Origin of the sequence: Duganella sp. 3397 (assembly GCF_031456625.1) — a bacterium.
Taxonomy (GTDB): Bacteria; Pseudomonadota; Gammaproteobacteria; order Burkholderiales; family Burkholderiaceae_D; genus Rugamonas; species Rugamonas phyllosphaerae.
On the sequence record NZ_JAVDVB010000004.1, the window covers coordinates 750,764 to 776,256 of the forward strand.

The 25,493-nt window shown below is 64.7% G+C and carries 22 protein-coding genes; 10 read left to right on the plus strand and 12 right to left on the minus strand.

Translation table 11 applies throughout. The features are described 5' to 3' along the window. Positions 1-15 precede the first annotated feature (15 nt). On the plus strand, positions 16-2,385 hold the full coding sequence (locus tag J2X54_RS16040) for a glycoside hydrolase family 95 protein (RefSeq protein ID WP_310181988.1): 2,370 nt from the start codon (positions 16-18) through the stop codon (positions 2,383-2,385). Positions 2,386-2,492: 107 nt separating this feature from the next. Beyond that, the gene (locus tag J2X54_RS16045; RefSeq protein WP_310181991.1) at positions 2,493-4,106 is read left to right on the plus strand and encodes a methyl-accepting chemotaxis protein; all 1,614 of its coding nucleotides are present in this window, start codon (positions 2,493-2,495) and stop codon (positions 4,104-4,106) included. Between the two features lie 64 nt (positions 4,107-4,170). On the opposite strand, the gene J2X54_RS16050 is transcribed toward J2X54_RS16045, so the two are convergent. Beyond that, positions 4,171-4,926 (minus strand): alpha/beta hydrolase, encoded by a 756-nt coding sequence (locus J2X54_RS16050; RefSeq protein ID WP_310181992.1) that lies wholly within the window; start codon positions 4,924-4,926, stop codon positions 4,171-4,173. A 118-nt stretch (positions 4,927-5,044) separates the two neighbouring features. Between J2X54_RS16050 and J2X54_RS16055 the strand changes: the two genes are divergently transcribed. Then, positions 5,045-5,896 (plus strand): alpha/beta hydrolase, encoded by an 852-nt coding sequence (locus J2X54_RS16055; RefSeq protein WP_070252355.1) that lies wholly within the window; start codon positions 5,045-5,047, stop codon positions 5,894-5,896. Positions 5,897-5,903: 7 nt separating this feature from the next. On the opposite strand, the gene J2X54_RS16060 is transcribed toward J2X54_RS16055, so the two are convergent. The 4 genes from J2X54_RS16060 to J2X54_RS16075 all read right to left on the minus strand — a co-directional run bounded on the left by J2X54_RS16060 (position 5,904) and on the right by J2X54_RS16075 (position 10,222). After that, complete coding sequence (locus tag J2X54_RS16060) at positions 5,904-7,283, minus strand: DUF3422 domain-containing protein (RefSeq protein ID WP_310181995.1); 1,380 nt, start codon at positions 7,281-7,283, stop codon at positions 5,904-5,906. Between the two features lie 109 nt (positions 7,284-7,392). Next, on the minus strand, positions 7,393-7,935 hold the full coding sequence (locus J2X54_RS16065) for a DinB family protein (RefSeq protein WP_404990923.1): 543 nt from the start codon (positions 7,933-7,935) through the stop codon (positions 7,393-7,395). Further along, the gene (locus J2X54_RS16070) at positions 7,922-9,445 is read right to left on the minus strand and encodes a hypothetical protein (protein WP_310181999.1); all 1,524 of its coding nucleotides are present in this window, start codon (positions 9,443-9,445) and stop codon (positions 7,922-7,924) included. Before J2X54_RS16070 ends, J2X54_RS16065 begins: the two co-directional genes overlap by 14 nt. A 45-nt stretch (positions 9,446-9,490) precedes the next feature. Continuing rightward, positions 9,491-10,222, minus strand: coding sequence for an HAD family hydrolase (locus J2X54_RS16075; RefSeq protein WP_310182002.1), 732 nt, complete (start codon positions 10,220-10,222; stop codon positions 9,491-9,493). Between the two features lie 96 nt (positions 10,223-10,318). On the opposite strand from J2X54_RS16075, the gene J2X54_RS16080 reads away from it, so the two are divergent. From J2X54_RS16080 to J2X54_RS16090, 3 genes are all read left to right on the plus strand, one after another. Beyond that, positions 10,319-11,269, plus strand: a complete 951-nt coding sequence (locus J2X54_RS16080; protein ID WP_070250412.1) for a LysR substrate-binding domain-containing protein — start codon at positions 10,319-10,321, stop codon at positions 11,267-11,269. Positions 11,270-11,373: 104 nt separating this feature from the next. After that, positions 11,374-11,973: a LysE family translocator gene (locus tag J2X54_RS16085; protein ID WP_070250414.1), complete on the plus strand. Its 600-nt coding sequence runs from the start codon at positions 11,374-11,376 to the stop codon at positions 11,971-11,973. A gap of 46 nt (positions 11,974-12,019) precedes the next feature. Then, positions 12,020-12,406: a hypothetical protein gene (locus J2X54_RS16090; protein WP_310182009.1), complete on the plus strand. Its 387-nt coding sequence runs from the start codon at positions 12,020-12,022 to the stop codon at positions 12,404-12,406. A gap of 1 nt (position 12,407) precedes the next feature. Here J2X54_RS16090 and J2X54_RS16095 read toward each other — a convergent pair whose 3' ends face one another. Both J2X54_RS16095 and gluQRS read right to left on the minus strand, forming a co-directional pair. Continuing rightward, complete coding sequence (locus J2X54_RS16095; protein ID WP_310182012.1) at positions 12,408-13,988, minus strand: CHAD domain-containing protein; 1,581 nt, start codon at positions 13,986-13,988, stop codon at positions 12,408-12,410. Next, complete coding sequence (gene gluQRS, locus J2X54_RS16100) at positions 13,946-14,857, minus strand: tRNA glutamyl-Q(34) synthetase GluQRS (RefSeq protein WP_310182015.1); 912 nt, start codon at positions 14,855-14,857, stop codon at positions 13,946-13,948. Before gluQRS ends, J2X54_RS16095 begins: the two co-directional genes overlap by 43 nt. A gap of 105 nt (positions 14,858-14,962) precedes the next feature. On the opposite strand from gluQRS, the gene J2X54_RS16105 reads away from it, so the two are divergent. Both J2X54_RS16105 and J2X54_RS16110 read left to right on the plus strand, forming a co-directional pair. Further along, on the plus strand, positions 14,963-16,594 hold the full coding sequence (locus J2X54_RS16105; protein WP_310182018.1) for a M28 family peptidase: 1,632 nt from the start codon (positions 14,963-14,965) through the stop codon (positions 16,592-16,594). Positions 16,595-16,795: 201 nt separating this feature from the next. Next, positions 16,796-18,613 (plus strand): family 43 glycosylhydrolase, encoded by a 1,818-nt coding sequence (locus J2X54_RS16110; protein ID WP_310182021.1) that lies wholly within the window; start codon positions 16,796-16,798, stop codon positions 18,611-18,613. On the opposite strand, the gene J2X54_RS16115 is transcribed toward J2X54_RS16110, so the two are convergent. After that, on the minus strand, positions 18,614-19,762 hold the full coding sequence (locus J2X54_RS16115) for an MFS transporter (protein ID WP_310182088.1): 1,149 nt from the start codon (positions 19,760-19,762) through the stop codon (positions 18,614-18,616). It lies immediately after the preceding gene. Positions 19,763-19,873: 111 nt separating this feature from the next. Continuing rightward, positions 19,874-20,884, minus strand: coding sequence for an LLM class flavin-dependent oxidoreductase (locus tag J2X54_RS16120; RefSeq protein ID WP_310182023.1), 1,011 nt, complete (start codon positions 20,882-20,884; stop codon positions 19,874-19,876). Positions 20,885-21,143: 259 nt separating this feature from the next. On the opposite strand from J2X54_RS16120, the gene J2X54_RS16125 reads away from it, so the two are divergent. Beyond that, the gene (locus tag J2X54_RS16125) at positions 21,144-22,055 is read left to right on the plus strand and encodes a TraB/GumN family protein (protein ID WP_310182025.1); all 912 of its coding nucleotides are present in this window, start codon (positions 21,144-21,146) and stop codon (positions 22,053-22,055) included. 9 nt (positions 22,056-22,064) lie between these two features. Here the strand turns inward: J2X54_RS16125 and J2X54_RS16130 are convergent, their stop codons facing one another. From J2X54_RS16130 to J2X54_RS16140, 3 genes are all read right to left on the minus strand, one after another. Continuing rightward, positions 22,065-22,673 (minus strand): hypothetical protein, encoded by a 609-nt coding sequence (locus J2X54_RS16130; protein ID WP_310182026.1) that lies wholly within the window; start codon positions 22,671-22,673, stop codon positions 22,065-22,067. 339 nt (positions 22,674-23,012) lie between these two features. Next, on the minus strand, positions 23,013-23,405 hold the full coding sequence (locus J2X54_RS16135; RefSeq protein ID WP_070250519.1) for a VanZ family protein: 393 nt from the start codon (positions 23,403-23,405) through the stop codon (positions 23,013-23,015). Between the two features lie 320 nt (positions 23,406-23,725). Then, positions 23,726-24,487, minus strand: a complete 762-nt coding sequence (locus J2X54_RS16140) for an SDR family NAD(P)-dependent oxidoreductase (protein ID WP_070250429.1) — start codon at positions 24,485-24,487, stop codon at positions 23,726-23,728. Positions 24,488-24,581: 94 nt separating this feature from the next. On the opposite strand from J2X54_RS16140, the gene pyrF reads away from it, so the two are divergent. Next, the gene (pyrF, locus tag J2X54_RS16145; protein ID WP_310182028.1) at positions 24,582-25,400 is read left to right on the plus strand and encodes an orotidine-5'-phosphate decarboxylase; all 819 of its coding nucleotides are present in this window, start codon (positions 24,582-24,584) and stop codon (positions 25,398-25,400) included. The last annotated feature ends 93 nt before the right edge of the window (positions 25,401-25,493 follow it).

Sequence of the window (25,493 nt, forward strand, 5' to 3'; positions counted from 1 at the left end):
TAATACGGAGCCGCTTTGTTCAATTTCCTGACCAGGGCGGCGCCGTGGCTGGCGCTGTCCTTAGCACTTGCCGGGACGGCGCCTGCCGCAGATTTGACCTTGCGCTACCAGCAGCCGGCGCCCAGCACCGACGCTGGCTGGGAGCGTGAAGCGCTCCCGATCGGCAACGGCCGCATCGGCGCCATGCTGTTCGGCCAGCTGGCGCGCGAACGGATCCAGTTCAACGACATCACGCTGTGGACCGGCGACGACAAGGTGATGGGCGCGTACCAGCCGTTCGGCGACGTGTTCATCAACCTGCCGGGCCATGAAAAAGCCACCGCTTACGGGCGCCAGCTCGACATCGGCCGCAGCGTCCACCGCGTCACCTACACCCACAATGGCGTCACCTTCCAGCGCGAGGCCCTGGCCAGCTATCCGGCCCAGGTGATTGCCGTGCGCCTGTCGGCAGATCGGCGGGGCCAGCACACCGGTTCGATCGAGCTGGCCGACATGCACCAGGCGCGCATCGAGGCCAGTGGCGACCGCATTACCGCCATCGGTTCCTTGCGCGGCAAGGGCCCGGCGCCGTCATCGAACGCGATGGACTACGCCAGCCAGGTGCAAGTGCGCAACGAGGGCGGCAAGATCGCCATCGACGGCAACAAGATCACTTTCACGGGCTGCGATGCCGTGACACTGATACTCGGCGCGGGCACCAGTTACGTGCTCGACGCCGCCAAACAATTCCAGGGTGCGCCGCCGCAGGCCCGGGTGGCTGCGCAAGTGACAGCGGCGCCTGCGTGGCCGGCGCTGCTGGCTGCGCACCAGCAGGACTACCGCGCCCAGTTCGATCGCGTGCGCGTGGACTTCGGCACGGCATCTGCGGCACGGCGCGCACTGCCCACCGACCGGCGCCTGGAAACCTATACCGCGCAAGGCATGGATCCGGAACTCGAAGCGCTGTTCTACCAGTATGGCCGCTACCTCTTGATCTCGAGCTCGCGCGGTTCGCTGCCGGCCAATTTGCAGGGGCTGTGGAACAACAGCCTGTCGCCGCCGTGGAATTCGGACTATCACACCAACATCAACGTGCAAATGAATTACTGGCCGGCGGAGACGGCCAACCTGTCCGAGCACGCGCTGCCTTTTTTGAACTTCGTGCAGGGTGTGGCGCCCGTGTACCGGCGCCTGATCGCCGACACCGCCGCCAAGTCCATCGCCAACCCGGACTCGGTCTTGATGGCTGCGCCGGACCTGAGCGGCGCAGCCGTGCAGCGCGAAGAGACGTTTGTCACCTCGAGCGGCAAGCCGGTACGCGGCTGGACCCTGCGCACCGAGTCGAACCCGTTCGGCGCCATGGGCTATATCTGGAACAAGACCGGCAACGCCTGGTATGCCCAGCACTTCTGGGAACACTACGCGTTCACCCAGGACCGGGCCTACCTGCGCGACGTGGCGTATCCGATCATGAAGGAAGCGGTGCACTTCTGGCAGGACTATCTGAAGGTGCTGCCCGATGGCCGGCTGGTGGCGCCGCTGGGCTGGTCGCCCGAGCACGGGCCGATCGAAGACGGCGTGACGTACGACCAGGCCATCATCTGGGACCTGTTCAACAATACGGCCGAAGCGGCCGGGGTGCTCGGTGATAACGTCTTTGGTGCCGAGGTGGCGGCGTTGCGCGACCGGCTGGTGGCGCCGCGCGTGGGCAGCTGGGGCCAACTGCTCGAATGGATGGACGAGAAAAAGAGCGACCCGGTGCTCGACCAGCCGGGCGACACCCATCGCCACGTGTCGCATTTATTCGGCCTGTTCCCGGGGCGGCAGATTTCGCCGAGCACCACGCCGGCACTGGCTGCGGCCGCGCGCGTGTCGTTGCAGAGCCGGGGCGACGCCGGCACCGGCTGGTCGATGGCGTGGAAGATCGCCTTCTGGGCGCGGCTGGGGGATGGCGACCATGCGCACACCATGCTGCGTGGCCAGCTGGCCAAGCCCGGTGCGCGCGCCGCGCTGCAAAAGGGGCAGGGCACGGAAGTGAACAACGCCGGCGGCACCTACGCCAACCTGTTCGATGCGCACCCGCCGTTCCAGATCGACGGCAACTTCGGGGCCACGGCGGCGATCACCGAGATGCTGCTGCAGTCGCACAACGGCGAGCTGCATTTGCTGCCGGCGTTGCCGGCGGCGTGGAAGAACGGCTCGGTGCAGGGCTTGCGCGCGCGCGGCGGCTACGAGGTCGATATCGCATGGCGCAATGGCCGGCTCACTGCCGCCACCATCCGTCGCCATGCCGGCACTGGCGCAGGTCGCGTGCGTTATGGCGACAAGGTGCGGCCGCTGGCGCTGTCGCCAGGTGAAAGACGTCAGTTCGATGCGGGGTTGTCAGCTCAAGTAGGACAAAAATAACAGAGAATTACTGAAATGCACCAAAATGGCGCGTTTAGCGCTATGATAATTGCCCCAAGGCACATCTCGGTGTGCCACTTTCAGTCTTTTCTCAGGGTTATCTTTTTTTGCGCCATTTTTTCAGTAACCTCAGCATCAAGCTCCGGCTCGCCTTCGGCTTTGCCAGCATTCTTTTCCTGGCGGTGGTCGCCATCGGCGTGAGCATCGCCCGCCTGCACCAGGTGGCCACTGCCACCCAGCAGATGGTGGCCGAACCGATGGTCACCGAGCGCCTGTTGCAGGACTGGTATCGCAATATGTATGCGGCCATTCCACGCACCACGGCCATCATCATCAGCACCGACATGAGCCTGGGCGGCTATTTCGCCGAAGGCATCAAGGCCTCCACCGATTCTTCGGCCGCGCTGCAAAAGCAGGTCGAGGCCATGATGGATACCGAGGTCGAGAAGACGCTGTTCGCTGAAATCGGCACACGGCGCAAGGCTTTTCTGGGCGCTCGCGATGGCATCCTGGCGCTGAAGAAAGAAGGGCGCCTGGACGAGGCGCAGCAGCGTATGCGCGACGTCTATGTGCCCAACAGCGTGGCCTACCTGGCTTCCGCCGAAGCGCTGCTCAAGGAGCAGCGCCGCCAGATCGAAACCGCCGCCAGCGAGATCGAACAGATCAACGACGCGAGCCGCAACCTGATGCTGCTGCTCGCTGCTGCCATCGTGCTGCTGGGCGGTACGCTGGCGGTGCTGCTGGGACGTTCGGTGGTGGCGCCCCTGGAACGCGCGGTGGCGGTGGCGCGCCGCGTGGCAGCCGGCGACCTGACCTCCCAAATCGACAACCAGGCTCGCGACGAAACCGGCCAGTTGCTCGACGCGCTGGGCCAGATGAACGGCAACCTGTCGCAACTGGTCGGCGAGGTGCGGCTGTCTACCGACACCATCACCGTGGCCGCGCAGGAAATCGCAGCCGGCAACGCCGACCTGTCGGCGCGCACCGAGGCGCAAGCAGGGGCGCTCGAGGAAACCGCCAGTTCGATGGAAGAGATGACCGGCACCGTGCGCCAGAATGCCGACAATGCACGCCAGGCCAACGCGCTGGTGCTGTCGGCCAGCGACGTCGCTGCCCGTGGTGGCGCCGTGGTCGGCCAGGTGGTGGCGACCATGGGTTCGATCAAGGCCAGTTCCGGCAAGATGGCCGACATCATCGGCGTGATCGACGGTATCGCGTTCCAGACCAATATCCTTGCGCTCAACGCTGCGGTGGAGGCGGCGCGCGCGGGCGAACAGGGGCGGGGTTTTGCCGTGGTGGCCTCGGAAGTACGCAACCTGGCGCAGCGGTCGGCCTCGGCCGCGCGCGAAATCAAGACGCTGATCGACGACTCGATGGGCCAGGTGGACGCGGGCGGCAAGCTGGTGGACCAGGCCGGCCAGACCATGGGCGAAGTGGTCGATAGCGTGCGCAAGGTGGCCGACATCATGGGCGAGATCACGCTGGCCAGCGAACAGCAAAGCGATGGCATCGAGCAGATCAACCAGGCCATCAACCAGATGGACGAAATGACCCAGCAGAATGCGGCGTTGGTCGAGCAGGCCGCCGCTGCCGCCGCCAGCATGCGCGAGCAGGCGCAGGCGCTGCTGGCGCAGGTGGGACAGTTCACGGTAGCCGACAGCAGCCGGGGTGACCAGCAGGGCAAGATGGCTAAGCGCGGGGCGCCGTTGCGGCTGTCCTGACCGGTCCGGCCAAGACGCCGGCCGTCACCAGTCAAGCTCCCATCAGGCGGCGATCGGGCAACGATCAGGCGGCGATGAACGCGGCGATCACCGGGTTAATGGCATCACCGTGCGTGATCGGCCCCATGTGCGCGCCGCGCGTCTCCAGCACCGTGGCGTTCGGCAGCGCCGCCGCCAGTTGCGGCGCCAGGCCGCGCGTGGAAATCGGGCTGTGCTGGCCGGCCATCACCAGCGTGCGCACCTGCAGGTCCGCCAGGTCGGCAAACCCCACCGGCTCGCCCAGCAGCGCCTGGAAGTCCAGCTTCACCTTGGCGATCATCGCGATCATCTTGTCCTGCGCGGCTGGCGGCGCGGCGTCGAACGACCCGGGGCGGTTCCAGTAATCGATGAAGATGCGGGTGGCGTCGCGGTCGCTCGGCGCGCCAAGAATGGTGCCGACGACACCGGTGATTTCCACCTTGGACGGATCGTCGGCGGCCAGCAGGTGGAACGCCACCGGCTCGTGCAGCGCCAGCGACAGCAAGCGTTCAGGCATGTGGCGCGCCAGGTGCAGCGCCGTGACGCCGCCGTACGAGTGGCCCACCAGGTGGAATGGTTCGTCGGGCGCCAGCGCGGCGGCCAGCGCGGCGTTGACCGCTGCCGCTTCGTGCGCCAGCGTGTGGACATAATCCGGCCCGGCGCCGGCAGGGAAGGGCGCGGCGCCGTAGCCGAGCAGGTCGAGCGGGATGCAGCGGTAACTGTCGGCCAGCTGCGCCGAGAGGGCGGCCCACTGGGCCTTGGAACTCATGGAACTGTGGAGCAGGACGATGGCCGGTTTCATGGTGCGCACGCGAGAACGAGGAAGCGCCGATTATACCGATACCGGCCTCTCCCATCAGCAAGACCCGTGCAGTGTCCAGGTACGCTCATGGTCCCGGCAAAAAGTGTAAAGTATCGGTATGAAGCATTCTAAAAAAGTCGCCGGCGTGGCCGGCATTCTGAGCGTGTTGTGGTTGGGCTTGACGGCTGCGGTGGCAGCGAGCCAGAACCGCCTTTTGTTCAACCCGCTGGGCAGCCGGCGCGAAGTGCTCAAGCCCTACAGCGCCGGGCACCGTACGCGCGCGGTAGTCATCCGCGCCAAAGATGGCACCCGCCTGTCCGGCTGGCTGATGACGCCGCGCCTGGCCGGTCCCCATCCTGGCGTGGTGTATTTCGGTGGTCGTTCGGAGGAAGTCTCGTGGGTGGCGCGCGACGCCGGCAAGCTGTTCCCCGGCATGTCGGTGCTGGCGGTGAACTACCGCGGCTACGGCAACTCGCACGGCGATCCGGCCGAAACCCACTTCGTCGAAGACGGCCGCATGCTCTACGACTGGCTGGCCAACCGCCGCGACATCGATCCCAGGCGCATGGCGGTGGTGGGGCGCAGTCTCGGTTCCGGCGTGGCGGTGCAGGTGGCCATGGAGCGGGAGCCGTGCGCCATGGTCCTGATCACGCCCTACGATTCGATCCTGGCGATCGCCAAGCGCAAGTTCCGCACGCTGCCGGTGGAGTATGTACTGCGCCACAAGTTCGAGTCGGTGAAATACGCCGAGAAGATCAACGCGCCCGTGTACGTGCTGCGTTCCGAGCACGACGACATCGTGCCGCATGCGCACACCGACCTCCTGGTGCAAAAACTGGGCACCTTGCAGGCCGATGAAACGGTGCCCGGCTCCAACCACATCAACATCCCCTACCTGGAAGAGACGCAGCAGCGCATTGCGTATTTTTTAACGGACCGCTTCTACCCGCAGCCCGTCATCCCGGTATAGCAGCTGCTCACGCCGTGCGCGCGCCGGCGGCGCTGCGCTCGGCGATGTGATGGTGCACGCGGCGCAGTCCCAGCCATACGGCCGCGATCACCACCGGCACCGCCACGCCTTGCAGGATGTCCGGGTTCACCGCCAGGCCGCCCGCCTTCATGGCCTTGCCGGCGTAGCCGATCAGTCCCAGCGTGTAGTACGAAATGGCCACCGCCGACAAGCCCTCCACCGCCTGTTGCAGCCGCAGCTGCTGGGCCGCGCGGGCGTCGAGCGATTGCAGGATCTTGCGGTTCTGGCCTTCCTGCTCGATGCCCACGCGGGTGCGCAGCAGGTCGTTGCTGCGGCCGATACGCTTGGCCAGCGCTTCCTGGCGCAGCGCTACCGAAGTACACGTGTGCATGGCCGGCGCCAGGCGGCGGCCCATGAATTCGGCCAGCGTCTGGATGCCGGAGATGCGCACTTCGCGCAGCTCGTGGATGCGCGCCTGCACCAGGCTGAAATACGCCTGCGACGCGGCGAAGCGATAGCTGTTGTTGACCGAGATTTTTTCCAGCCGCGCCGCCAGGCTGGTGATGTGGTGCAGCAGGTGGCCTTCCTCGCGCGCGTCGATGCGTACCTCGGCCGGCAGGTCGGCCTGCACCAGCGTGGCCGTGAGGTCGGCCAATTCGCCCTCGATACCGTTCAACAGCGGCTGCGACGCCTCGGCATTGGGCAGCCCCAGTAACGCCATCATGCGGTAGGTTTCGATTTCCAGCAGGCGGCCCACCAGGCGGCCTGACTGGAACTCGCGCAGCCCCATGTCGCGCACCACGAAGCGGCTAAAGCCGTCGGGCTGGATCAGGAAGTCGGTCCACACCTCGGCGGCGCCGGCGACGTTGCTGCCGACCAGCGACTTGCCCTGGAACAGGGCGGCAATCGCCTCGGTCTTGTCGCTGCCTTCCACGCCCGAACATAACAGCACGTGGGCGGCGACGATGATCTTGCCGTGCAGGCCGGCCAGCCACTCCTGCGGCACGTGCTGCAGCGGCACCTTCTGGAACGACTGGCGGAAGTCGGGATCGGTATCGGCCCGCTCGACGAAGGTAAAGGTGGCAAACTCGGTATGGCACTCCCACTTCATGCGGAAGCGGCCGAAGTCGTGGAAGAAGTAGCGCGCCTGCGGACCCGGCGCGGCCACGCCGTAGTGCGCGCACAGCTGCTGCAAAATCTCGTGCTGGGTGCTGCGGTGCAGTTTTTGCGAAGGATGGTCCTGCTGCACGTACAGCGCGAAATGGGTCAGGCTTTCCGGCGCCTGCAATTGCAGGAACGGGCGGGAATGGATTTCGGCCGACAGCGGCACCCGCATCGGGTGATTGAGCTTGGCGAAATCGGCGGTGGCGCGGTATGCGAGGGACATGACCTTCCTTGGGAATGTAGTGAATATGTTGCAGTGCAGTATATGACGCGCGCAAGGCTGGCACAACCATACTTTCGCGATGGAAATCAAATGCTCAGTGTTGTGATGGCTACCCGGGCACCAGCTCCGGCACCCAGGCGATCAGGTCGGTGGTACCGATGTCGACGCCGGCCTGCGAGAGCAGGGTGCTGGCCTGGCCGCGATGGTGGGTCTGGTGGTTGAAGAAATGGGTGACCACCAGGCCGAAATTCTTGCGATAGGTGCCGCCCTGCGTGCTGCGATACTCGAACGTGGCCGCCAGGTCGTCGGCGCTCACCTGCGGCGCCCAGGCGGTGATCATCGCATCGAGCTGCTGGCGCTGGGCGCCCAGCACACCCAGGTCGTTGCTGAAGCGGTGCGCCAGGCCGCCCGGCTGCGGCAGGTCGCGCACGCCTGCCAGCGCGGTAAAGGCGGGGCGAAACCCGGCAAAGCGCCCGAGCCAGATGGTATCGCCGGCCAGCAGGTGGTTCAGGGTGCCGGCCAGCGAGCCGAAAAAGGCACCGCGTTCGGCGGTGAATTCTCCCGGCGGCAGGCGCGCGGCAGCGTCATACACCTGGCGATTCATGTCGGCGTTATAGGCCGCCAGGATAGCGAGATACTCAGGCTGGTTCATCGGCGATGGCATCCGGGTTCGCTTGCAGGAAGATCCTGTCGTTGATGGCGTCCAGCGCCTGCGCGCGTTCCCAGGCGCCGGTGGGCAGCACGTCGCCTTTCAGTTCCGCCATCAGGTCGCGCGAGGACGACTTGCCCTCGGGCGTGGTGTGATCGTCCGTGACCTTGCCGAACATAACCTCCAGTACCCGCGTCGAGCGGGCCGCCTGCATCTCGTGGCTGGCTTTGGCCAGCAGGCCCCGGTCGTATTTGAAGCTGGTGTTGCTGCTGGCGGTATCGTCGATGGTGACGTACTTGTAGTTCTGCGAATTGGACGACAGGTCCAGCGCCAGCGTGGCCCCGGCCTTGACCGGCTGGTGATAGCTGGCCTTCAGGCGCGATTGCTGTTGCTGCGAGACCGACAGGTCCCACGCCGACTTGCCCGAGATTTGCGTCTTCTGCGACAGCTCGTACGAGAAGCTGTCCTTCTCGGACGGCCGCGCCGGATTGGACGCGACGTCGGGCAGCGAAAACGACGCGTTGAAGTCGGCCAGGCCGGTGGTCAGCGCCTGGTCGCGCTCGCCGAGCATCCGGTCCGGCGCAGGCGGCACGGCCGGGGTGCCATAGCTGCTGTTCATGCCGATGAAGGCGTCCTTGAACATGGCCGGCATGGCGCCCCGGGCCTGGCCGCGGCCGCTCGCCTGGTCCACCTGCTGGACATAGCGGTCGAGCGCCTTGGCCTGCTGCTCCTTGCTGCCCCAGGCGGCGGGCTGGGTGAGATCGACGCCAATTTTGGCCGAGCCGGATGGACCGTCGATGCTGACCGACCGTCCCGCGCCGTCGGCGTGGAAGTCGAGCTTCTGGGTTTCCCTCGGATTGAGCTTGATCGATGCCTTCAGGTCCACCGACGCCAGCGCGCCCTGGTCAAATTGCGTGAGGCCGGCCAGGTCGATGCGCGGCGGATCTTCGGTGATGCCATCGACGGCTTGCTGGAAGGCGTCGGCCAGCTTGCCCAGCGCTTTGCGCTCGGTGTCATTGAGTTTGCCGTCGCCCTGGGCCTTGATCGCCACGCTGTTGTCGCCGGCGTCGAGCGCCAGCTCCAGCTTCACGCCGCTGCGGGTGGTGATGGTGAGCGCGATGCGGTTGTCGCCCATGCCGTGCTGCGACACCTGCGTGGGCGCCACCAGCATGTCGTAGGTATCGGCTTGCACGCCATCGGGCGCGCGCTGTATCGATTGCGAGAAATCCTGGCCGTCATATGCCACCTGGCGCAGCAATTCTGCGCCCAGTCCCTTGAGGCGGCCGGCCATCGGCTCGTTGCCGAAGTTTTGCGCCATCATCACCGCCGCCGTGCTGCGGGTGCGGTTTTCCCACACGAAGGTGGGGCCGGCTGGCTGCTGCGCGCCGAGCGACACCACGGTGGAGTCGGCCGCCCGCGCGCCGCCCGCCGTGGCGCCGGCCGCCGGCTTGACGGTGGCGGAGGTGGTGCTGGCGGCAATGCCGGTGCGGCTCAGGGAGTTGATCGTATTCATGAAACCATTATAAGCCTGTCCTTGCGCCGGACCGTCGGCGGGCGATCAGGCGGCCAGCTTGCGTGGTGCGGCGGCCGGTGCCGGGGACGGTGACGGTGCCAGGTGGCTGTACGGACTAGCGTGCAGTTCGCGCAGCGCATCGTAGGTGATGAACTGACGCGGACGCACCACGTCGGCGCCGTGCCTGGCCGGGGCGATAGTGACGGTCCACAGGCCGGCGCTCTCCGCTGCGAGCAACGCCGGTGCGCCGGCATCGATGGCGATGGCGTCGGACGCCTGTACGCCGATGGCGTGCAATGCGCGGGCATACGGTCCGGTGGCGGCGGGAGCGTCGAAACTGGCGCCGCCCGTCACGACCGTAAAGCGGCTGTTGACGTCAGTGCCGAAGGCGTTCGACAGCAGCGCGGACGCGGTGGCTGCCGGCAGGTCGGTCAGGATGCAAATTTTGCAGCCGTCGGCAATCGCAGCGTCGATCAGCGCGAGCGCTGCCGGCAGTGCCTTCGGTGGCGCGGTGACGATCGCGTGGTGGAATTCGCGGTGCTTGTCCGCCACCATGTCGGCGGCGCGCTTGCGGTCGCGCGCGGGCATGGTGGGTGGCAGGGCGCCGTCGATGGCGCGGGCATAGCCGTGAGTGGCGACAGCGTGGCGCAAGGCCCGCGCGTCCCAGCATAGCGACAGGCCGGCGCCGGCAAAGGCAGCGTTGCAGGCGGCCAGGTGGGCGGTTTCGGTGTCGAACAGCACGCCGTCCAGGCCCAGGAAGATCACGTCTATGCTCATGGCTTACCTCGCTAAACTGTGTCAATCCCGCCAATATAACGGTAGTATGAACAAAAGAAAAATTAAAGATTTTTAGTTATTGATAAGGATGGGCTTATGCAATACCCGAGTTTCCGCCAGTTGCAATCGCTGATCCTGGTGGCGCGACACGAGAGTGTCTCGCGTGCGGCGGACGCCATGCATGTCACCCAGCCGGCCATTTCGCTGCAGCTGCGCACGCTGGAGGACATCGCCGGCATCGCGCTCACGCGCAAGGTGGGGCGCAATATCCAGCTGACGGCGGCGGGCGAGGTGATGCTCGATTTTTCCGAACGCATGCTGCGCCTGTGGCAGCAGGCCGAGGAAGAACTGGCGGCGCTGCAGGGCGTTACCAGCGGCACCCTGCGCATCGGCGCGGTCACCACCGCCGAGCATTTGCTGCCGCCGTTGCTGGTGCCGTTTACGATGAAGCGCCCCGATGTGCACCTGAAGCTCCAGGTGGGCAACCGCGCCGAGATCATCAGCATGCTGGCGCGCCACGAGATCGACCTGGCCATCATGGGCACGCCGCCGCGCGAGCTGCGTACCAACGCGGCCCGCTTCGCGCGCCATCCGATGGCGTTCGTGGCCAGCCCGGCGCACCCGCTGATGAAGAAGAAGCGTCTCACGCTGGCCGACATCAAGGGGGCCAACCTGATGGTGCGCGAACGCGGCTCGGGTACCCGCACCGCCGTCGAACGGCTGCTGCGCGACGCCGGCCACCCGCTCGAATTCGGCTCCGAAGTGTCGAGCAACGAGGCGATCAAGCGCATGGTGTCGGCCGGCCTGGGACTGGGCTTCTTGTCGGTGCACGCGTGCGGCCTGGAGTTCGAGGCGGGCCTGCTGGCGATCCTGCCGATGGCCGGCAACCCGGTCGAAGCGGACTGGCAGATCATGCACCTGACCGATCAGCCCATCCCGAAGGTGGCGGCCTCGTTCCAGGAGTTCGTGATCGAAAAAGGACAGGACCTGGTGGCGCGCGAGCTGGAAAGTGTTTATAAATTGCTGGGTCGGCGCAAGAAGGTGTGATGGCAGTTTTGACAGTACAGTATGCGGTGGATATTGCAGGATTGTACTGGTACACCGCAGTACACCTGCGCGTACAATGACTGAAATTCTTGTCAGGAAATGCCATGTCCCCCGATCTGCTGCTGCCGCTGTGCGGCTTTGCCGTCGCCAGTTCCATCACGCCCGGCCCCAACAACACCATGATGCTGGCCTCGGGCCTGAACTATGGCTTCAGGCGCTCGCTGCCGCATTTGTTCGGCATTTGCGGCGGCTTCTCGTTCATGGTGATGGCGATCGGCTTCGGCTTGCAGGCCGTGTTCGAGGCGGTGCCGATGTTGCAGCTGATCCTGAAGTACCTGGGCGCGATCTACCTGCTGTGGCTGGCGTGGAAGCTGGCGCACGCCGCGCCGATGAGCGCCGAGCAGGCCCGGCTCTCGAAGCCGCTGGGGTTCTGGGGCGCGGCGGCTTTCCAGTGGATCAACCCCAAGGCCTGGGTGATGATCCTGAGCGCCATGAGCACCTACCTGCCGCCGCACGCGCAGCTGGCCGACGTCGGTTTGCTGGCGCTGGTATTCCTGGTGATCGGCTTCGTGTGCGTGGGGTCGTGGGCGCTGTTCGGCGTGGTGTTGCGCAGCTTTTTGCAAGACCCGCGCTCGGTGCGCATCTTTAATGTCTGCATGGCGTTGCTGCTGCTGGCGTCGCTGTATCCGATCCTGCGCAGCTAGGGCAAGGTGCTACCATGGCGGCTTGATTTCATTTTTAGGAATGCCGATGTACCGTCGATTGTCCCTGGCCGCATTGTTGGCCTGCACCCTGGCCACTGCCAGCGCCGCCACCTTGCCATCGAACCTGATGCTGCCCGATCCCGGCCTGGCCGTGCACGGCATCGTCGAGCGCTGGACCCTGACCATCCGGCTCGAATCGGACGATCTGAAAGCGCTGGCGCCATGCCGCCACTTGCTGGCAGAACGGGGCTTTGCACCGGTGCTGTCGAAGATGGCCAGCTCTACCCGGCCGCAATTGCACTTCAAGATCGAAGGCAACAAGGAATACGCCCAGGCCACGACCGAAGCGGACGATGCGCTGGCCGCCGTGCAGCAGGCGGGTTGCAAGACGGTGGTGAACTGGGCCGTGGTGGCCAAACCGGTGCAAAAATAAATCAGTGCAGGCGCGGCAGCCGCAAGGCCTGCAAGGTGGTGCGGATGGCGTCGAGGTCGATCGGCTCACGCCCCTGCAGCGCCTGCAGGTAGCCGCGCGCGAAACTGATCGCGTCCAGCGCATCCGGATGCTGCTCGGCCATCTCCAGCAGCAGCGCCTCCGCCACCACCAGGTCGTTATGCTGGCCCAGCGCCGACTGGATTGCCGCCAGCGCTTTCAGGTACTGGCGCGCCGGTTTTTCGCGGTACAGGGCATGGAAAAACTCCAGTGCGTAGCGGCCACGCTTGGCCGCGATGCGGGTGCTGTGGACCGAGGCCGGATCGGCCTCGTCCATGCGCTCGGCGCGTTTCAACAGCCGCTTGTGCAGCCGCTGCAACGTGGCCTGGGCAAAGTCGGCCAGCGGCGCATCGGGCACGTCGGTGGACAGGTGTTGCTTCCACACGCCCATGCTCAACAATAATTGCGTGTAGCGCGGCGACAGCAGCGCTTGCGCGGCCGTCTTGCGGTGGGTTTGCGCGGCGTCCAGCGCCAGTTGTTGCAGCGCCATCAGTCCATGTTTGCCGCCGGGATTGGCTTGCACCAGCGGCAGGGTGTCGGTGAGCAGCACGTCGGCATCGCGCGCAGCGCCCAGTTCACCATTCAGCCAGGAAATATCGGCTGCCAGGGCGGGCGGGCACGGCGCCACGTCGTCGAACAGTTTCAGTGCCGAGCGCAGGCGGCGCAGGCCGACGCGCATCTGGTGCAGCGTTTCCGGGTCGTCGCCGTCGATGATGGCTTGTTCGTTGTTCTGGATCTGTTGCAGGCAGTTGCCGAGGATGGCTTGCAGCGCCTGCGCCACGGTGGCGTCGGAATCGAGCGTGAGCGCCTTGGCGCGGTACGGCCCGGTACCGGTTTCGCGGCACAGCTGGTAGCCGCGCTGGGCCTTGTTGATATTGCTGACCCGCAGCGGAATATGTTCATGCAGCGCCAGCGCGAACGAGAACAGCGCGGCCGGATCGCCGTCCTTGAGTTCGAGCTCGATTTCGTTGACGGCCACCTGGCGGCCATGGCGTTCGATGTAGCCGTGGTCGAGCACCAGTTCGATGCGGCTGCCTTCGATGTCGAGATCCCAGGTTTGGCGTTCCACTTCCACCACGAACAGCGCTTCGAGCCGTTCCTTCAGTTCGGGCGCGGCCAGCATGTGCTGCCAGGTTTCTGTGTGTTCCTGTTTGCCGACCAGCTTGCGCAGCTTGCCCAGTTGCGGCCACGGCCGTTCCACCGGGCATTCCCACTCGTTGCGGCTGTGCAGCCCGCCCTGGACGCTGCCGCCCGCCTTCATGGTCTGGATCCACAGGCCATTTTCCTGGCGCACGCGCAGGCCGGCGCCGTGGCGCAGCAGGTGCAGGTCGGGCGTGTCGAAATAATGCGCGGACAGGTGCTGGCGGCGCGGGGCGCCATCGGCGTGGTCGGCCAGCAGGGGCAGCGCCACCAGGGTGTCGTTGTGCTCTTCGGCAAGCAGCAGTTTGAGTTCGATTTCCATCGCTACAGTGTAGAAGAAATTCAGCGCATGCCGGCGCACGTATCCATCAGGACATTTTTCCATGCCGGCACTGCCTGGCGCCAGAAATCGTCGATCGAAGCGGCGGTCAGTTCCATGCCCAGAAAGCGCGCCGCCGGCAGCAGCGCTTGCGTCAGCAAGACTTCCGGCGCCGCGCCCGTATCGAAGGCCTGGGCGCCGGTTTGCTTGGACAATTTTTCGCCCACGTCGTTCACGACCACCGGCACGTGCAGGTAGCTCGGCTGCGGCAGGCCCAGCACTTGTTGCAGGTAGAGCTGGCGCGGCGTGGAGTCGAGCAGGTCGGCGCCGCGCACGATGTCGGTGATGCCTTGCGCGCCATCGTCCACCACCACCGCCAGCTGGTAGGCCCAGAAGCCGTCGGCGCGCTTGACCACGAAGTCGCCCACCTCGTCGGTCAGGTCCTGGCTGACGTGGCCGGCCCAGCGGTCGTCGAAGGCGATCACGCACGGCGGCGACTGCGGCACTTTCAGGCGCAGGGCGCGCGCGCTCTTGCCGGGCGCCAGGCCATGGCGGCAGGTGCCAGGGTAGATCAGCGCCTGCGCCTGGCGACCGCTGAGCGCCAGTTGCGCATCGGCGATCTCGCGCCGTGAACAGCCGCACGGGTAGACCAGGTCGCCCAGCTGGCGCAACGCGGCGTCGTAGAAGTCGGTGCGCCGGCTTTGCCAGGTGACGTCGCCATCCCAGGCCATGCCGCAGCGTTGCAGCGAAGCGAGGATGTGCTCATCGGCGCCGGCCACGTTGCGGTCCCCATCGACATCCTCGATGCGCACCAGCCACTGGCCGCAATGCACCTTGGCGTCGAGGTAGCTGGCCATGGCGGCCACCAGCGAGCCGATGTGGAGCGGGCCGGTGGGCGAGGGCGCGAAGCGGCCGATGTAGTTGCGGTCTTTCATGCCGTCATTTTAGCGCGACCGGTGCAGTCTGGCAGGGTGACCAAATGTCATACAATGTGCGCGCGGCAAATTCAGACCGCACCGCGACCCACACCTCAGGACATCATGCACAAAATGACACCTTCCTTCGTTGCTTCCGCCCTGGCCATGAGCCTGGCGCTGGCATTCCCTGCATATGCTGCCAGCAGCACCACCGCACCCACCGTGCAGGAAGCGCCGCTGCGCGCCCACCTCGCTTTCCTGTCCAACGATCTGCTCGAAGGCCGGGGCACCGGCCAGCGCGGCGCCGACCTGGCCGCGCTATACCTGGAAACCCAGGCGCAGGCGCTGGGTCTCGCGCCCGGCAACGGCAACAGCTTCCGCCAGTCGGTGCAGATCGCCGGCATCAAGACCCTGCCTGCAGAGAGTACCCTGAAACTGGAAGCGAACGGCCAGGCACTGCCGGCTGCTTTCGGCAAGGACTGGGTATTCGCACCCGGCGACGCCACTGCCGTGCACCAGCTGAGCGCCGAACTGGTCTTCGTGGGCTACGGCATCAAGGCCGACGATGAAAAATGGGACGACTTCAAGGGCGTCGATCTGAAGGGCAAGATCCTGGTGGCGATGGTCAACGACCCGCAACCGACCGCCGAGCAGCCGAACCGTTTCAATGGCAAGGGCCTGACCTACTACGGCCGCTGGACCTATAAATTCGAAGAAGCCAAGCGCCAGGGCGCGGCCGGCGTGATCCTGATCCACACCACGCCGACCGCGTCGTACGGCTGGAGCGTGATCCAGAACAGCTGGTCCGGCGTGGAACGTTTCCAGCTGGCCGCCGGTACGTTGGGCACGGCCTTGCAGGGCTGGATGACCGACGACACCGCGCGCGCCCTGTTCAAGGCCGCCGGCCAGGACCTTGACACGTTGCGCGCTGCCGCCGAGCGCGCCGACTTCAAGCCGGTGCCGCTGGCAGCCAGGGTGAACGGCGAGATGAAGGCGGCCGTGCGCAAGGTCGAGCAGTTCAATATCGCCGCCGTGGTGCCGGGGACCGATCCCAAGCTCAAGGACGAAGTGGTGATTTACAGCGCCCACTACGACCACCTGGGCAAGCAAGGCGAGAGTGGCGACACCATCTTCAACGGCGCGGTGGACAATGCTTCCGGGTCGGCAGCGTTGCTGGCGATGGCGCAGGAGGCCAGGCGTGCACCGGCTAAACGCAGCCAGATGTTCCTGTGGGTAGCGGCCGAAGAGCAGGGCTTGCTGGGCAGCGCAGCGTATGCGTCGGCGCCCCTGTGGCCGCTGGCGAAAACCGCCGCCAACCTCAACCTCGACAGCCTGAATTTTGTTGGCGCCACGCGCGACATCGGCACCCAGGGCAGCGAACGCACCGAACTGGGCAAGATGGCAGAAACGGCAGCCAAGGCGATGGGCATGCATATCGCCAAGGCAGAACCGGACCTGGCCGGCGGCTATTTCCGTAGCGACCACTTCAGCTTTGCCAAGAATGGCGTACCGGCGTTTTCGATCGAGTCGGGCGGCGAGTACATCAAGGACCCGGCCGGCTCGAAAGAGAAGGCCAGGGCTTATGGCAAGCGCTACCACCAGGCCAGCGACGAATACGATGCCAGCTGGGACCTGTCGGGCATGGTGCAGACCGCGCAATACACGCTCAACCTGGGCCGCATCATCGCCAACCAGCCGAAGCTGCCGGAGTGGAATGCGGGCGACGCGTTTGCCAAGCCGCGTAACGTGAAGTAAAAATTAGATTCCCGCCTGCGCGGCGGTCTGCCGATGCGGAATGACGTCCCTCTTGCCGCTGGCTGGAAATCCGTCATCCCCGCGCAGGCGGGGATCCAATTCCCTCGCTCTGGTTTTGTTATACCTGCTGCCAATAAATTCATAGCGTCATACCAACAACCAGCCCTACCATAGCCTCCATAACACCAAAATGGAGACCCCATGAATCGCGCATTTGCAGGCCTATTCCTGGCCGTGGCCGTGGCTGCGCTGGCATCCACCGTCAGCGCCCAGACGCTCTTGACCCAAAACTTCAGCGCCGACCCGTCGCCTCATTACTTCGCCGGCCAGTACATCGTGTACGCCACCGACGACCAGAACAACTCGGGCAAATACTGGGATTCCACCTCGTGGCGCGTGCTCACGTCCAGCAACCTCACCAGCTGGGAAGACCACGGCCCCATCCTGCCGGCCAATATCTTCAAGTGGGCCAGCGCGGACGCCAAGGCCTGGGCGCCCGAGGCCTTCGAGCACCAGGGCAAGTATTACTTTTTCGCGCCGGTCGGCGGCAAGCAGATCGGCATCGCCGTGGCCGACAATCCGCTCGGCCCGTTCGTCGACCTGATCGGCAAGCCGCTGGTGGAGACGCCGCGTGACGCCAACGCCGGCGACGAGCCGATCGACCCGGCCGTGTTCCGCGACCAGGATGGCCGCGTGTTCCTGTACTTCGGCACCCGCGTACCGAAAGTGGTCGAATTGTCGGCCGACCTGAAGACCACCGTTGGCGGCATCAAGAACGTCGTCGTGAACAACTTCCCGGCCAAGACCGGCTATGGCGAAGCGCCGTTCCTGCACCAGCACAACGGCACCTATTACTTTTCGTTTTCGACCGGCTGGCCCGGGCAGATCGTCTATGCCACCGGCGCCTCGCCGCTGGGGCCGTTTACGTATCGCGGCGTGCTGATCGACTTTTTGCAAATCTCCACCAACCACCACGCGATACTCGAGCGCGACGGCAAGTCGCTGCTGTTCTACCACGACAAGGTATTGCCGGGCGGCGGTGATCACCGGCGCTCGATCCTGATGACCGAACTGGCATACGGCGCTGACGGCAGCATGCAGATCCCGGCGCCGAAACCGTTATTCCGCGACCCCGTGTACGACGGCGCGGCCGATCCGGCCATCATCTACGACGACGCCGAGAAAAAGTGGAAGATGTTTTATACCAACCGCCGCGCCAATGTGCCGGGCTTGTCGAGCGTGAGCTGGGTACATGGCACGCCGATCGGCGTGGCCGAGTCGCTCGACGGCCGCGCGTGGACCTATCGCGGTACGGTCGATTTCCCGAAGGACATTCCGAATACGAATGGCACCGCCACCTACTGGGCGCCGGCCGTGCTCAAGCACGAGAACACCTACCATATGTATTTGACCGTGGTGCCGGGCGTGTTCGAGGACTGGAAGCATCCGCGCGCCATCGTCCACCTCACCAGCGCCAACCTCAAGCAATGGAAATATGAAAGCACGCTCAAGCTTGCCAGCGACCGCGTGATCGACGCCGGCGTGCTGCGGCTGAAGGATGGCACCTGGCGCATGTGGTACAACAACGAGCCCACCGGCAAGTCGATGTACTACGCCGACAGCAAGGATCTCTACAACTGGACCGACCAGGGATCGGCACACCTGCCGCACGACCGCGGCGAGGCGCCGCTGCCATTCTCGTGGAAAGGGAAGTACTGGCTGCTGACCGATTTGCTCGGCAATGCCGGCCTGGGCGCCTACCGCTCGGACGACGCCCGGACCTGGAGCCGCCAGCCGCACAGCCTGCTGGACAAGCCGGGCAAGGGTGCCGACGACCAGAACGGCGGCCACCACCCGGAAGTGGTGATCAGCGACGACCGCGCCTATTTGTTCTACTTCGTCCACCCGGGCGTGCCGGACAACAAGCGCAGTTCGCTGCAGGTGACCGAATTGAAGCTGGTCGATGGCTGGCTCACCACCGATCGTGATGCGCCCACCTACATTAACCTCAAGCCCTGATTAGTTGCGGGGCTCGGTGGTAAACACGCAGAGCCCGATCAACGGGAACGCCAGGCCCGTCAGCAGCACGCCGTGCCAGCCGTGGTGGGCGAACATCCAGCCGCCCAGCGACGAGCCGATCGCGCCGCCCATGAAGAACAGCGCCATGTACAAGCCGTTCAGGCGGCTGCGCACGTCGGCCGGCAGCGAGAAGATCGCGCGCTGGCCGGTGACCAGGCTGGCCGAGACGCCGGCGTCGAGCACGATCGAGCAGCAGACCAGGATGGCCAGGTTGGCGATGCGGCCGGCATCGACCACCAGCGGCACTGCAAAAGCCAGCGCGCCCAGCAGCAGGGCGATCAAGGTGGTGGAGCGGCTCTTGCCCTGGTCTGCGCGGCGGCCGGCAATCGGCGAGGCGATGGCGCCTGCCACCCCGGCCAGCGCGAAGATCGCCACGCCGCTCTGGCTGATACCGAAATTCGGTCCCGTCAATTCCAGCGACACGCAGGTCCAGAACAGGCTGAACGCGCCGAACATGCACGCCTGGTAGGCGGCGCGGCGGCGCAGGATGGGCGTGGTCTTGAGCAAGTGCCACATCGAACCCAGCAGGGTGAAGTAATGCATGCCGCCTTCGGGCTGGCGCTGCGGCAGACGCGCGCGCAGCAAAAAGGCGAGGGCGATGGTGACCACCGCCGACAGCACGAAGATGGCGTGCCAGTTGAATGCGTCGGCCACCAGGCTGGCGACCGGGCGCGCCAGCATGATGCCCATCAGCAGGCCGCTGACGACCTTGCCCACGGTCTGGCCGCGTTCTTCGGGGCGTGCCAGGTGGGCCGCGAACGGCACGATGATTTGCGCGGCAACCGCACCGAGGCCGATGCACAACGCGGCCGCCAGGAACACCAGTGGATGCGCAGCCACGGCGGCAGCGAGCAGGGCCAGCGCACAGAGCACCAGCGAGATGAAAATCAGGCGGCGGTTTTCCACCAGGTCGCCGAGCGGCACGATGAACAGCAGGCCGAGGCAATAGCCGAGCTGGGTGAGGGTGACGATCAGGCCGGCGGCACCGGGATCGAGGCCGGTGTCTCGGCTGATGGGGCCGATCAGGGTTTGGGCGTAATACAGGTTGGCGACGATTAAGCCGGTCGCGACGGCAAACAACCAGACCATGCCGGGAGTAAGTTCTTGCTGGGCGTGGGACTGGCTCACGGGGAATTGCTCCTTTTTTGAAAAGGCGGCAATTCTACAGCGAGCCAGTATTTGCTGCTGGCGGGATGGCGTTTAAGCGAATCCGGCTTCGTCCTTTTTAATAGACTGGTGCACCTCGGCCGTGATCTCGTACGAGCGCAGCCGGTGCTGGTGGTCGAAGATTTGCGACGTAATCATCAACTCGTCGGCGCCGGTGCGGGCAACGAATTCCTGCAAACGCTGGCGCACGGTGTCGGGCGCGCCGATGGCCGTGCACGACAGCACCGAGTCGAGCATGGTGCGCTCGGCAACCCCCAGCGATTCGAGGTAGCCGGCCTTGGGCGGCTGCAGCTTGCCGGGATTGCCGGTGCGCAGGTTGACGAACGCTTGCTGCATCGACGTCGCACGGAAATGCGCCTCCTCGTCGGTATCGGCGGCAAATACGTTAAAGCCCAGCATCACGTACGGCTTGTCGAGCTGGGCTGACGGCTGGAAATTGCTGCGGTAGAGCGCAATCGCCTGCTGCATCATCGACGGTGCAAAGTGCGAAGCAAACGCAAACGGCAAGCCCAGGTGCGCAGCCAGTTGCGCGCCGAAGGTGCTCGAACCGAGTATCCACAGCGGCACCTTGGCGCCCTTTCCGGGCACGGCCAGCACGCGCTGGCGCGGCGTGTCGCTCATGTAATCTTGCAGTTCCAGTACATCTTGCGGGAAGGCGTCGGAATCGGACTCGAGGTTGCGGCGCAGGGCGCGCGCCGTGGTCTGGTCGGAGCCGGGCGCACGGCCCAAGCCCAGGTCGATGCGGCCCGGGTACAGCGCTTCCAGTGTGCCGAACTGCTCGGCAATCACCAGCGGAGAATGGTTCGGCAGCATGATGCCGCCGGCGCCCACGCGGATGGTGGACGTGCCGCCCGCCACGTGCGCCAGCAGCACTGCCGTGGCGGCACTGGCAATGCCGGGCATACCGTGGTGTTCAGCCAGCCAGTAACGCTGGAACCCCCAGCGTTCGCCATGCTGGGCGAGGTCGAGGGTGTTACGGAACGATGCGGAAGCGTTGCTGCCTTCGGCGATCGGCGAAAGGTCGAGGATGGAAAATGGGATCATGCAAACCATATCGGGCCGTAACCGACAGTTTCAACCTGGTCCCCACACTCGTTATGGTTATTCAGCCAGCAGTTCTCTTGTCGAGCTGCCATTAAAGTGTATGAAATCAGACGCTTAGCTCGCCTGAAGTCACAAATAGTTTTTCCAGGGCGCGCTCCTGTTTTATTATGGGAAACAGAACGGCAGACCGCCGCATCGCTCCAAATTCCACTAAATAATGTTATTTCGATGGCATCCCCTGTCATCGTCGGGAATCCGCATGCCTGTCAAAATGATTGCCTTATTTGTATTGATGATTACCCTGTTTGCGCAGGTAGCCGACGCAGCCGGCCTGAGCGAAGCGAGTTTGCCGCGCCGTGGGCAGCTGTACAAGGTCACCCTGGACGGCAAGACCAGCTATTTGTTCGGCACCATCCATGTCGGCAAGGATGGCTTTTACCCGCTCGATGCGCAAGCTTCGCGTGCGCTGCTCGACTCCAAGGCGCTGGTGATCGAACTCGACATCCGCGAAAACGCCTCGTTCCAGAAAGCCATGGCGCTGCACGGCCGTTATGCGGCTGGCGAAAAGCTGCAAAACCATGTGCAGCCGCAAACCTTGCAGAAACTGGCGCCCGCATTGGCCAGGGCCGGCATGTCCTTGCAGTCGGTCCAGCAATTCAAACCGTGGCTGATCGCCAACCTTCTGGTAGGCGTGGAACTCGATGCGCGCGGTTTCAAGCGTGCCCAGGCGGTGGAGTACGCGCTGCTGGCGGCCGCCAAGGAGCAGGACAAGGCCGTGCGCCAGCTGGAAAGCGCCGAGTACCAGCTGGGCCTGTTCGACACGCTGGACGCGTGCCAGCAAGAGCAGTACCTGCTCGAAAGCCTGGCCGACCTGGAAAGCGGCACGGCGATGAAAAAGTCGCTGGCGCTGATTGATGCCTGGAACGCCGCCGACATTCCCGGCATCCAGGCCGCCTGGCGCACCGCCACCAGCGGCGATTCGATTGCCGCCGAATTCATGCAGCGGGTTCTGCTGGGCAAACGCAACCCGGAGATGGCCGCCAATATCGAACGCATCATGCAGCAGGACCAGGTGGCGTTCGTGGGCGTGGGCCTGTTGCACCTGATCGGCGACGACGGCCTGCCGCAACTGCTCAAGCGTCGCGGCTACCAGGTCGAACAGCTGTACTAGCTTTCTGGGTTAGTAAGTGCTCAGTACCCCGCTGCTGTAGCGCACCCGGTCGCCGATCTTGTATGACGGCATGGTATCGACCACGATGCTCTGGCTGGTGCCATCGTCCATGCGCACGATAATGCGGTACGGTGTTTCGCCGGTGGTGGCGCCCGACCCGGTGCCCGCTCCCGTGGTGCCGCCAGCCGCCGCCGCGCCACTGACGCCCACACCGCTCGTGCCCGCCATGTTGCGTGGCAGCGGATCGATCGACTGCACCACGCCATACGAGGCCTGGGCGGTGCTGCCGCCACTGCTACTGCCGAGCCCACCGCTGGTGCTTGTCCCGGTGCCTGCACCCGCGCCAGTGCTGCCCATGCTGCCAGTGCTGCCAGAAGTGCCGGCCCCTGCAGTACCCGCTGCCGGCACACCGCCGCCTCCGCCCGGCCCGGCACCGGTGGCGGCGGTGCCCGAGCTGCTGCTGCCGCTCGAGGTGTAGCCGCTGTTACCGCTGCCGCTGCCACTGCTGGCACTGCGACCGTCCATCGAACCCGAGGCGCATCCCGCCAGTCCCACGATCACCAGCATGCTCACTGCTGCCGTCCATTTGCCCTGTTTGCCGAAAGTTGCACGGTTCATCTCTGCCTCCGTTAAGGGTTTAAAAGAGGTCAGAGCCGTAAGGCCATACTTGGTTCACGCCCGCGTCCCGACGCTTGATATACATCAATTCAATCATGCTACCCACAGGCAATAATTGTCCGGTATTACTTTTAAAGGACATCGATATGTTGACACGCGTGACAGATACTATTATCGAAGAATTAATATTTTCAACCTGTGGGGAGCGGGAAGATCCCCGTTGCAAACACTTGATGACGCATGCATTGCACAGCCTGGTACGCGTGGCCCAGGCCGAGCAACGGGCTCAAATGCGGCAGGACGTGGTGCGGGCCACCGGCAGTGGCCCCAGTGGGGAGATCAGTCTGTCGACCGGATGCGATAGCGGGACCACAAGGCGCACATGACCAGGGTGGCCACGACAGCAGCGCTGCAATCGACCAGCCAGTCCGAGACAGCGCCGTGGCGATACGGAAAGAAACTTTGCACGGTTTCGTCCAGGGCGCCCATGACGGCTATGGTCAGTACGGATTTGACAGCGCGCTGCACCAGTGTTCCGGTGCTACCGGTAAACAGCAGGAAGGTGAGCCCGGCATAAGCGACGGAGTGCAACAGGACGCCGGAGGCGACCCGGCCGATGTCCTGGCGGGCGCCGGGCAGGGAGCCCAGCACCAGTATCATCAGGAACAGGAGAATGGCAGTCCAGTAACGCAGGCGTGCGTGCGAGGAAGAAAGAAAAATTTGCTTGATCATAAAGCAAACCTTACCACGCACAACAGGAATTGGGGAGTGGTGCACCGGGATGCCAGTGCACCTTTCTTCAGTCATGCCTATCGGTTGCATGTACTCAAGATGTATCAAGTGTAAGCGGTCAATGTGACGCAGTTATGACAACGCACAAGAAAGCCAAATCGCGGACAAAAAAAAGCCCGCTGGTGAAAGCGGGCTTAAAACTATTTTCTTGGAGGAGAATAGTGGAGACAGGTGTAATTATGGGCATTGCCTAGATATGTGTCTAATTGATGTTTCAGATACCAGACATCAGTTTTTCGCATAACTTCCTTTTGATAGCGTTATTTCACTGGCACCGTGTAGTTCAGAGCCATCCGGCCGCCGTCCACGTACAGGGTTTGTCCCGTCATATAGCTGGCGTCGTCGCTGGCCAGGAACGCCGCGATCGACGCCACTTCTTCCGGCTCGCCGCAGCGGCCCATCGGTGTGCGCGACAGGATCGTGTGGCGCGCTTCCGGGCTCGACATCACGGCCTGTTTCGCCAGCTCGGTCAGGATGGTGCCGGGACCGATGGCGTTGACGCGGATGCCGTACGGGACCAAATTAAGCGCCATCACCTTGGTCAGCTGGTTGATCGCGCCTTTCGAGACCACGTATGGAACCTGGTTCGGGATGGCCAGCTCGGCGTTCACGCTCGACATATTGATGATGGCGCCGCTTTGCTGCTTGACCATCTCGCGCGCCACCGCCTGGCCGCACAGGAACATCGATTTCAGGTTGATGCGCAGTACGCGGTCGAAGTCGTCTTCGGTGAGGTCGAGGAAGTCGGCGGCGTGGGTCACGCCGGCGTTGTTGACCAGGATGTCGATGCGGCCGAACGCGGCCAGGGTATCGGCCACCATGGCGTCCACGTCCACTTTCTGGCTGACGTCGGCAGCGAAGAAGCGCGCGGCGTTGCCGAGCGCGGCGGCGGCTTGTGCGCCGTCGGGCTTGATATCCACCAGCATGACCCTGGCGCCTTCGGCGACCAGGCGCTGGGCGCAGGCCAGGCCGATGCCCTGGGTGGCGCCGGTGACGATGGCGACTTTTCCGGATAATTTCATGTGCGGCTTTCGAAGAGGGATGACGGGCAAATTTTAACAGTCGAAGATCGCCGCGTTACAATAGAGGGTTTGCAACAGACTACAAGGATGCGCCGTGAATTTCATCAACAAACTGTCCGCCGCGTGGACCAGCAACGACTCGCTGCTGTGCGTGGGCCTCGATCCCGACATGGCCAAGCTGCCGGCGCAGTTCCAGAACGACCCGCAAGGCATTTTTCACTTTTGCCGCGAGATCATCGACGCCACCGCCGACCTGGCCTGCTCGTTCAAGCCGCAGATCGCCTATTTTGCCGCGCTGTCGGCAGAAGACCAGCTCGAACAGATTTGCGCCTACGTGCGTGAACGGTACCCGCACATTCCGCTGATCCTCGACGCCAAGCGCGGCGACATCGGCGCCACCGCGCGCCAGTATGCGCGCGAAGCCTACGACCGCTACGGCGCCGACGCAGTCACCGTCAATCCGTACATGGGGTCCGATTCGGTGGAGCCGTACATGGAGTGGGCCGACCGCGGCGTGATCATCCTGTGCCGCACCTCGAATGCGGGCGGCTCGGACCTGCAATTTCTCGACGTAGGCGGCCAGCCGCTGTACCAGCACGTGGCGCGCCTGGTGGCGGACAAGTGGAACAGCAACGGCCAGTGCGCGCTGGTGGTGGGCGCCACGTACCCTGAAGAACTGGCGCAGGTGCGCGCCATCGTGGGCGACATGCCGCTGCTGGTGCCGGGCATCGGCGCCCAGGGCGGCGATATCGCTGCGACCGTACAGTCGGGCAAGACCGCTGCTGGCGCTGGCATGATGATCAACTCGTCGCGGGCAATCCTGTACGCGGCGCCGCAGGCGGGCGAAGACTTCGCCAGCGCGGCCCGGCGCGTGGCGCTGGAAACGCGCGATGCGATCAACCAGCATCGCTAACCGCTAACCGCTAACCGCTAACCGCTAACCGCTGATCCGTCATGCCGCATCGGCGGACCGCCGCGCAGGCGGGTATCCAATGTGCACGCGTTA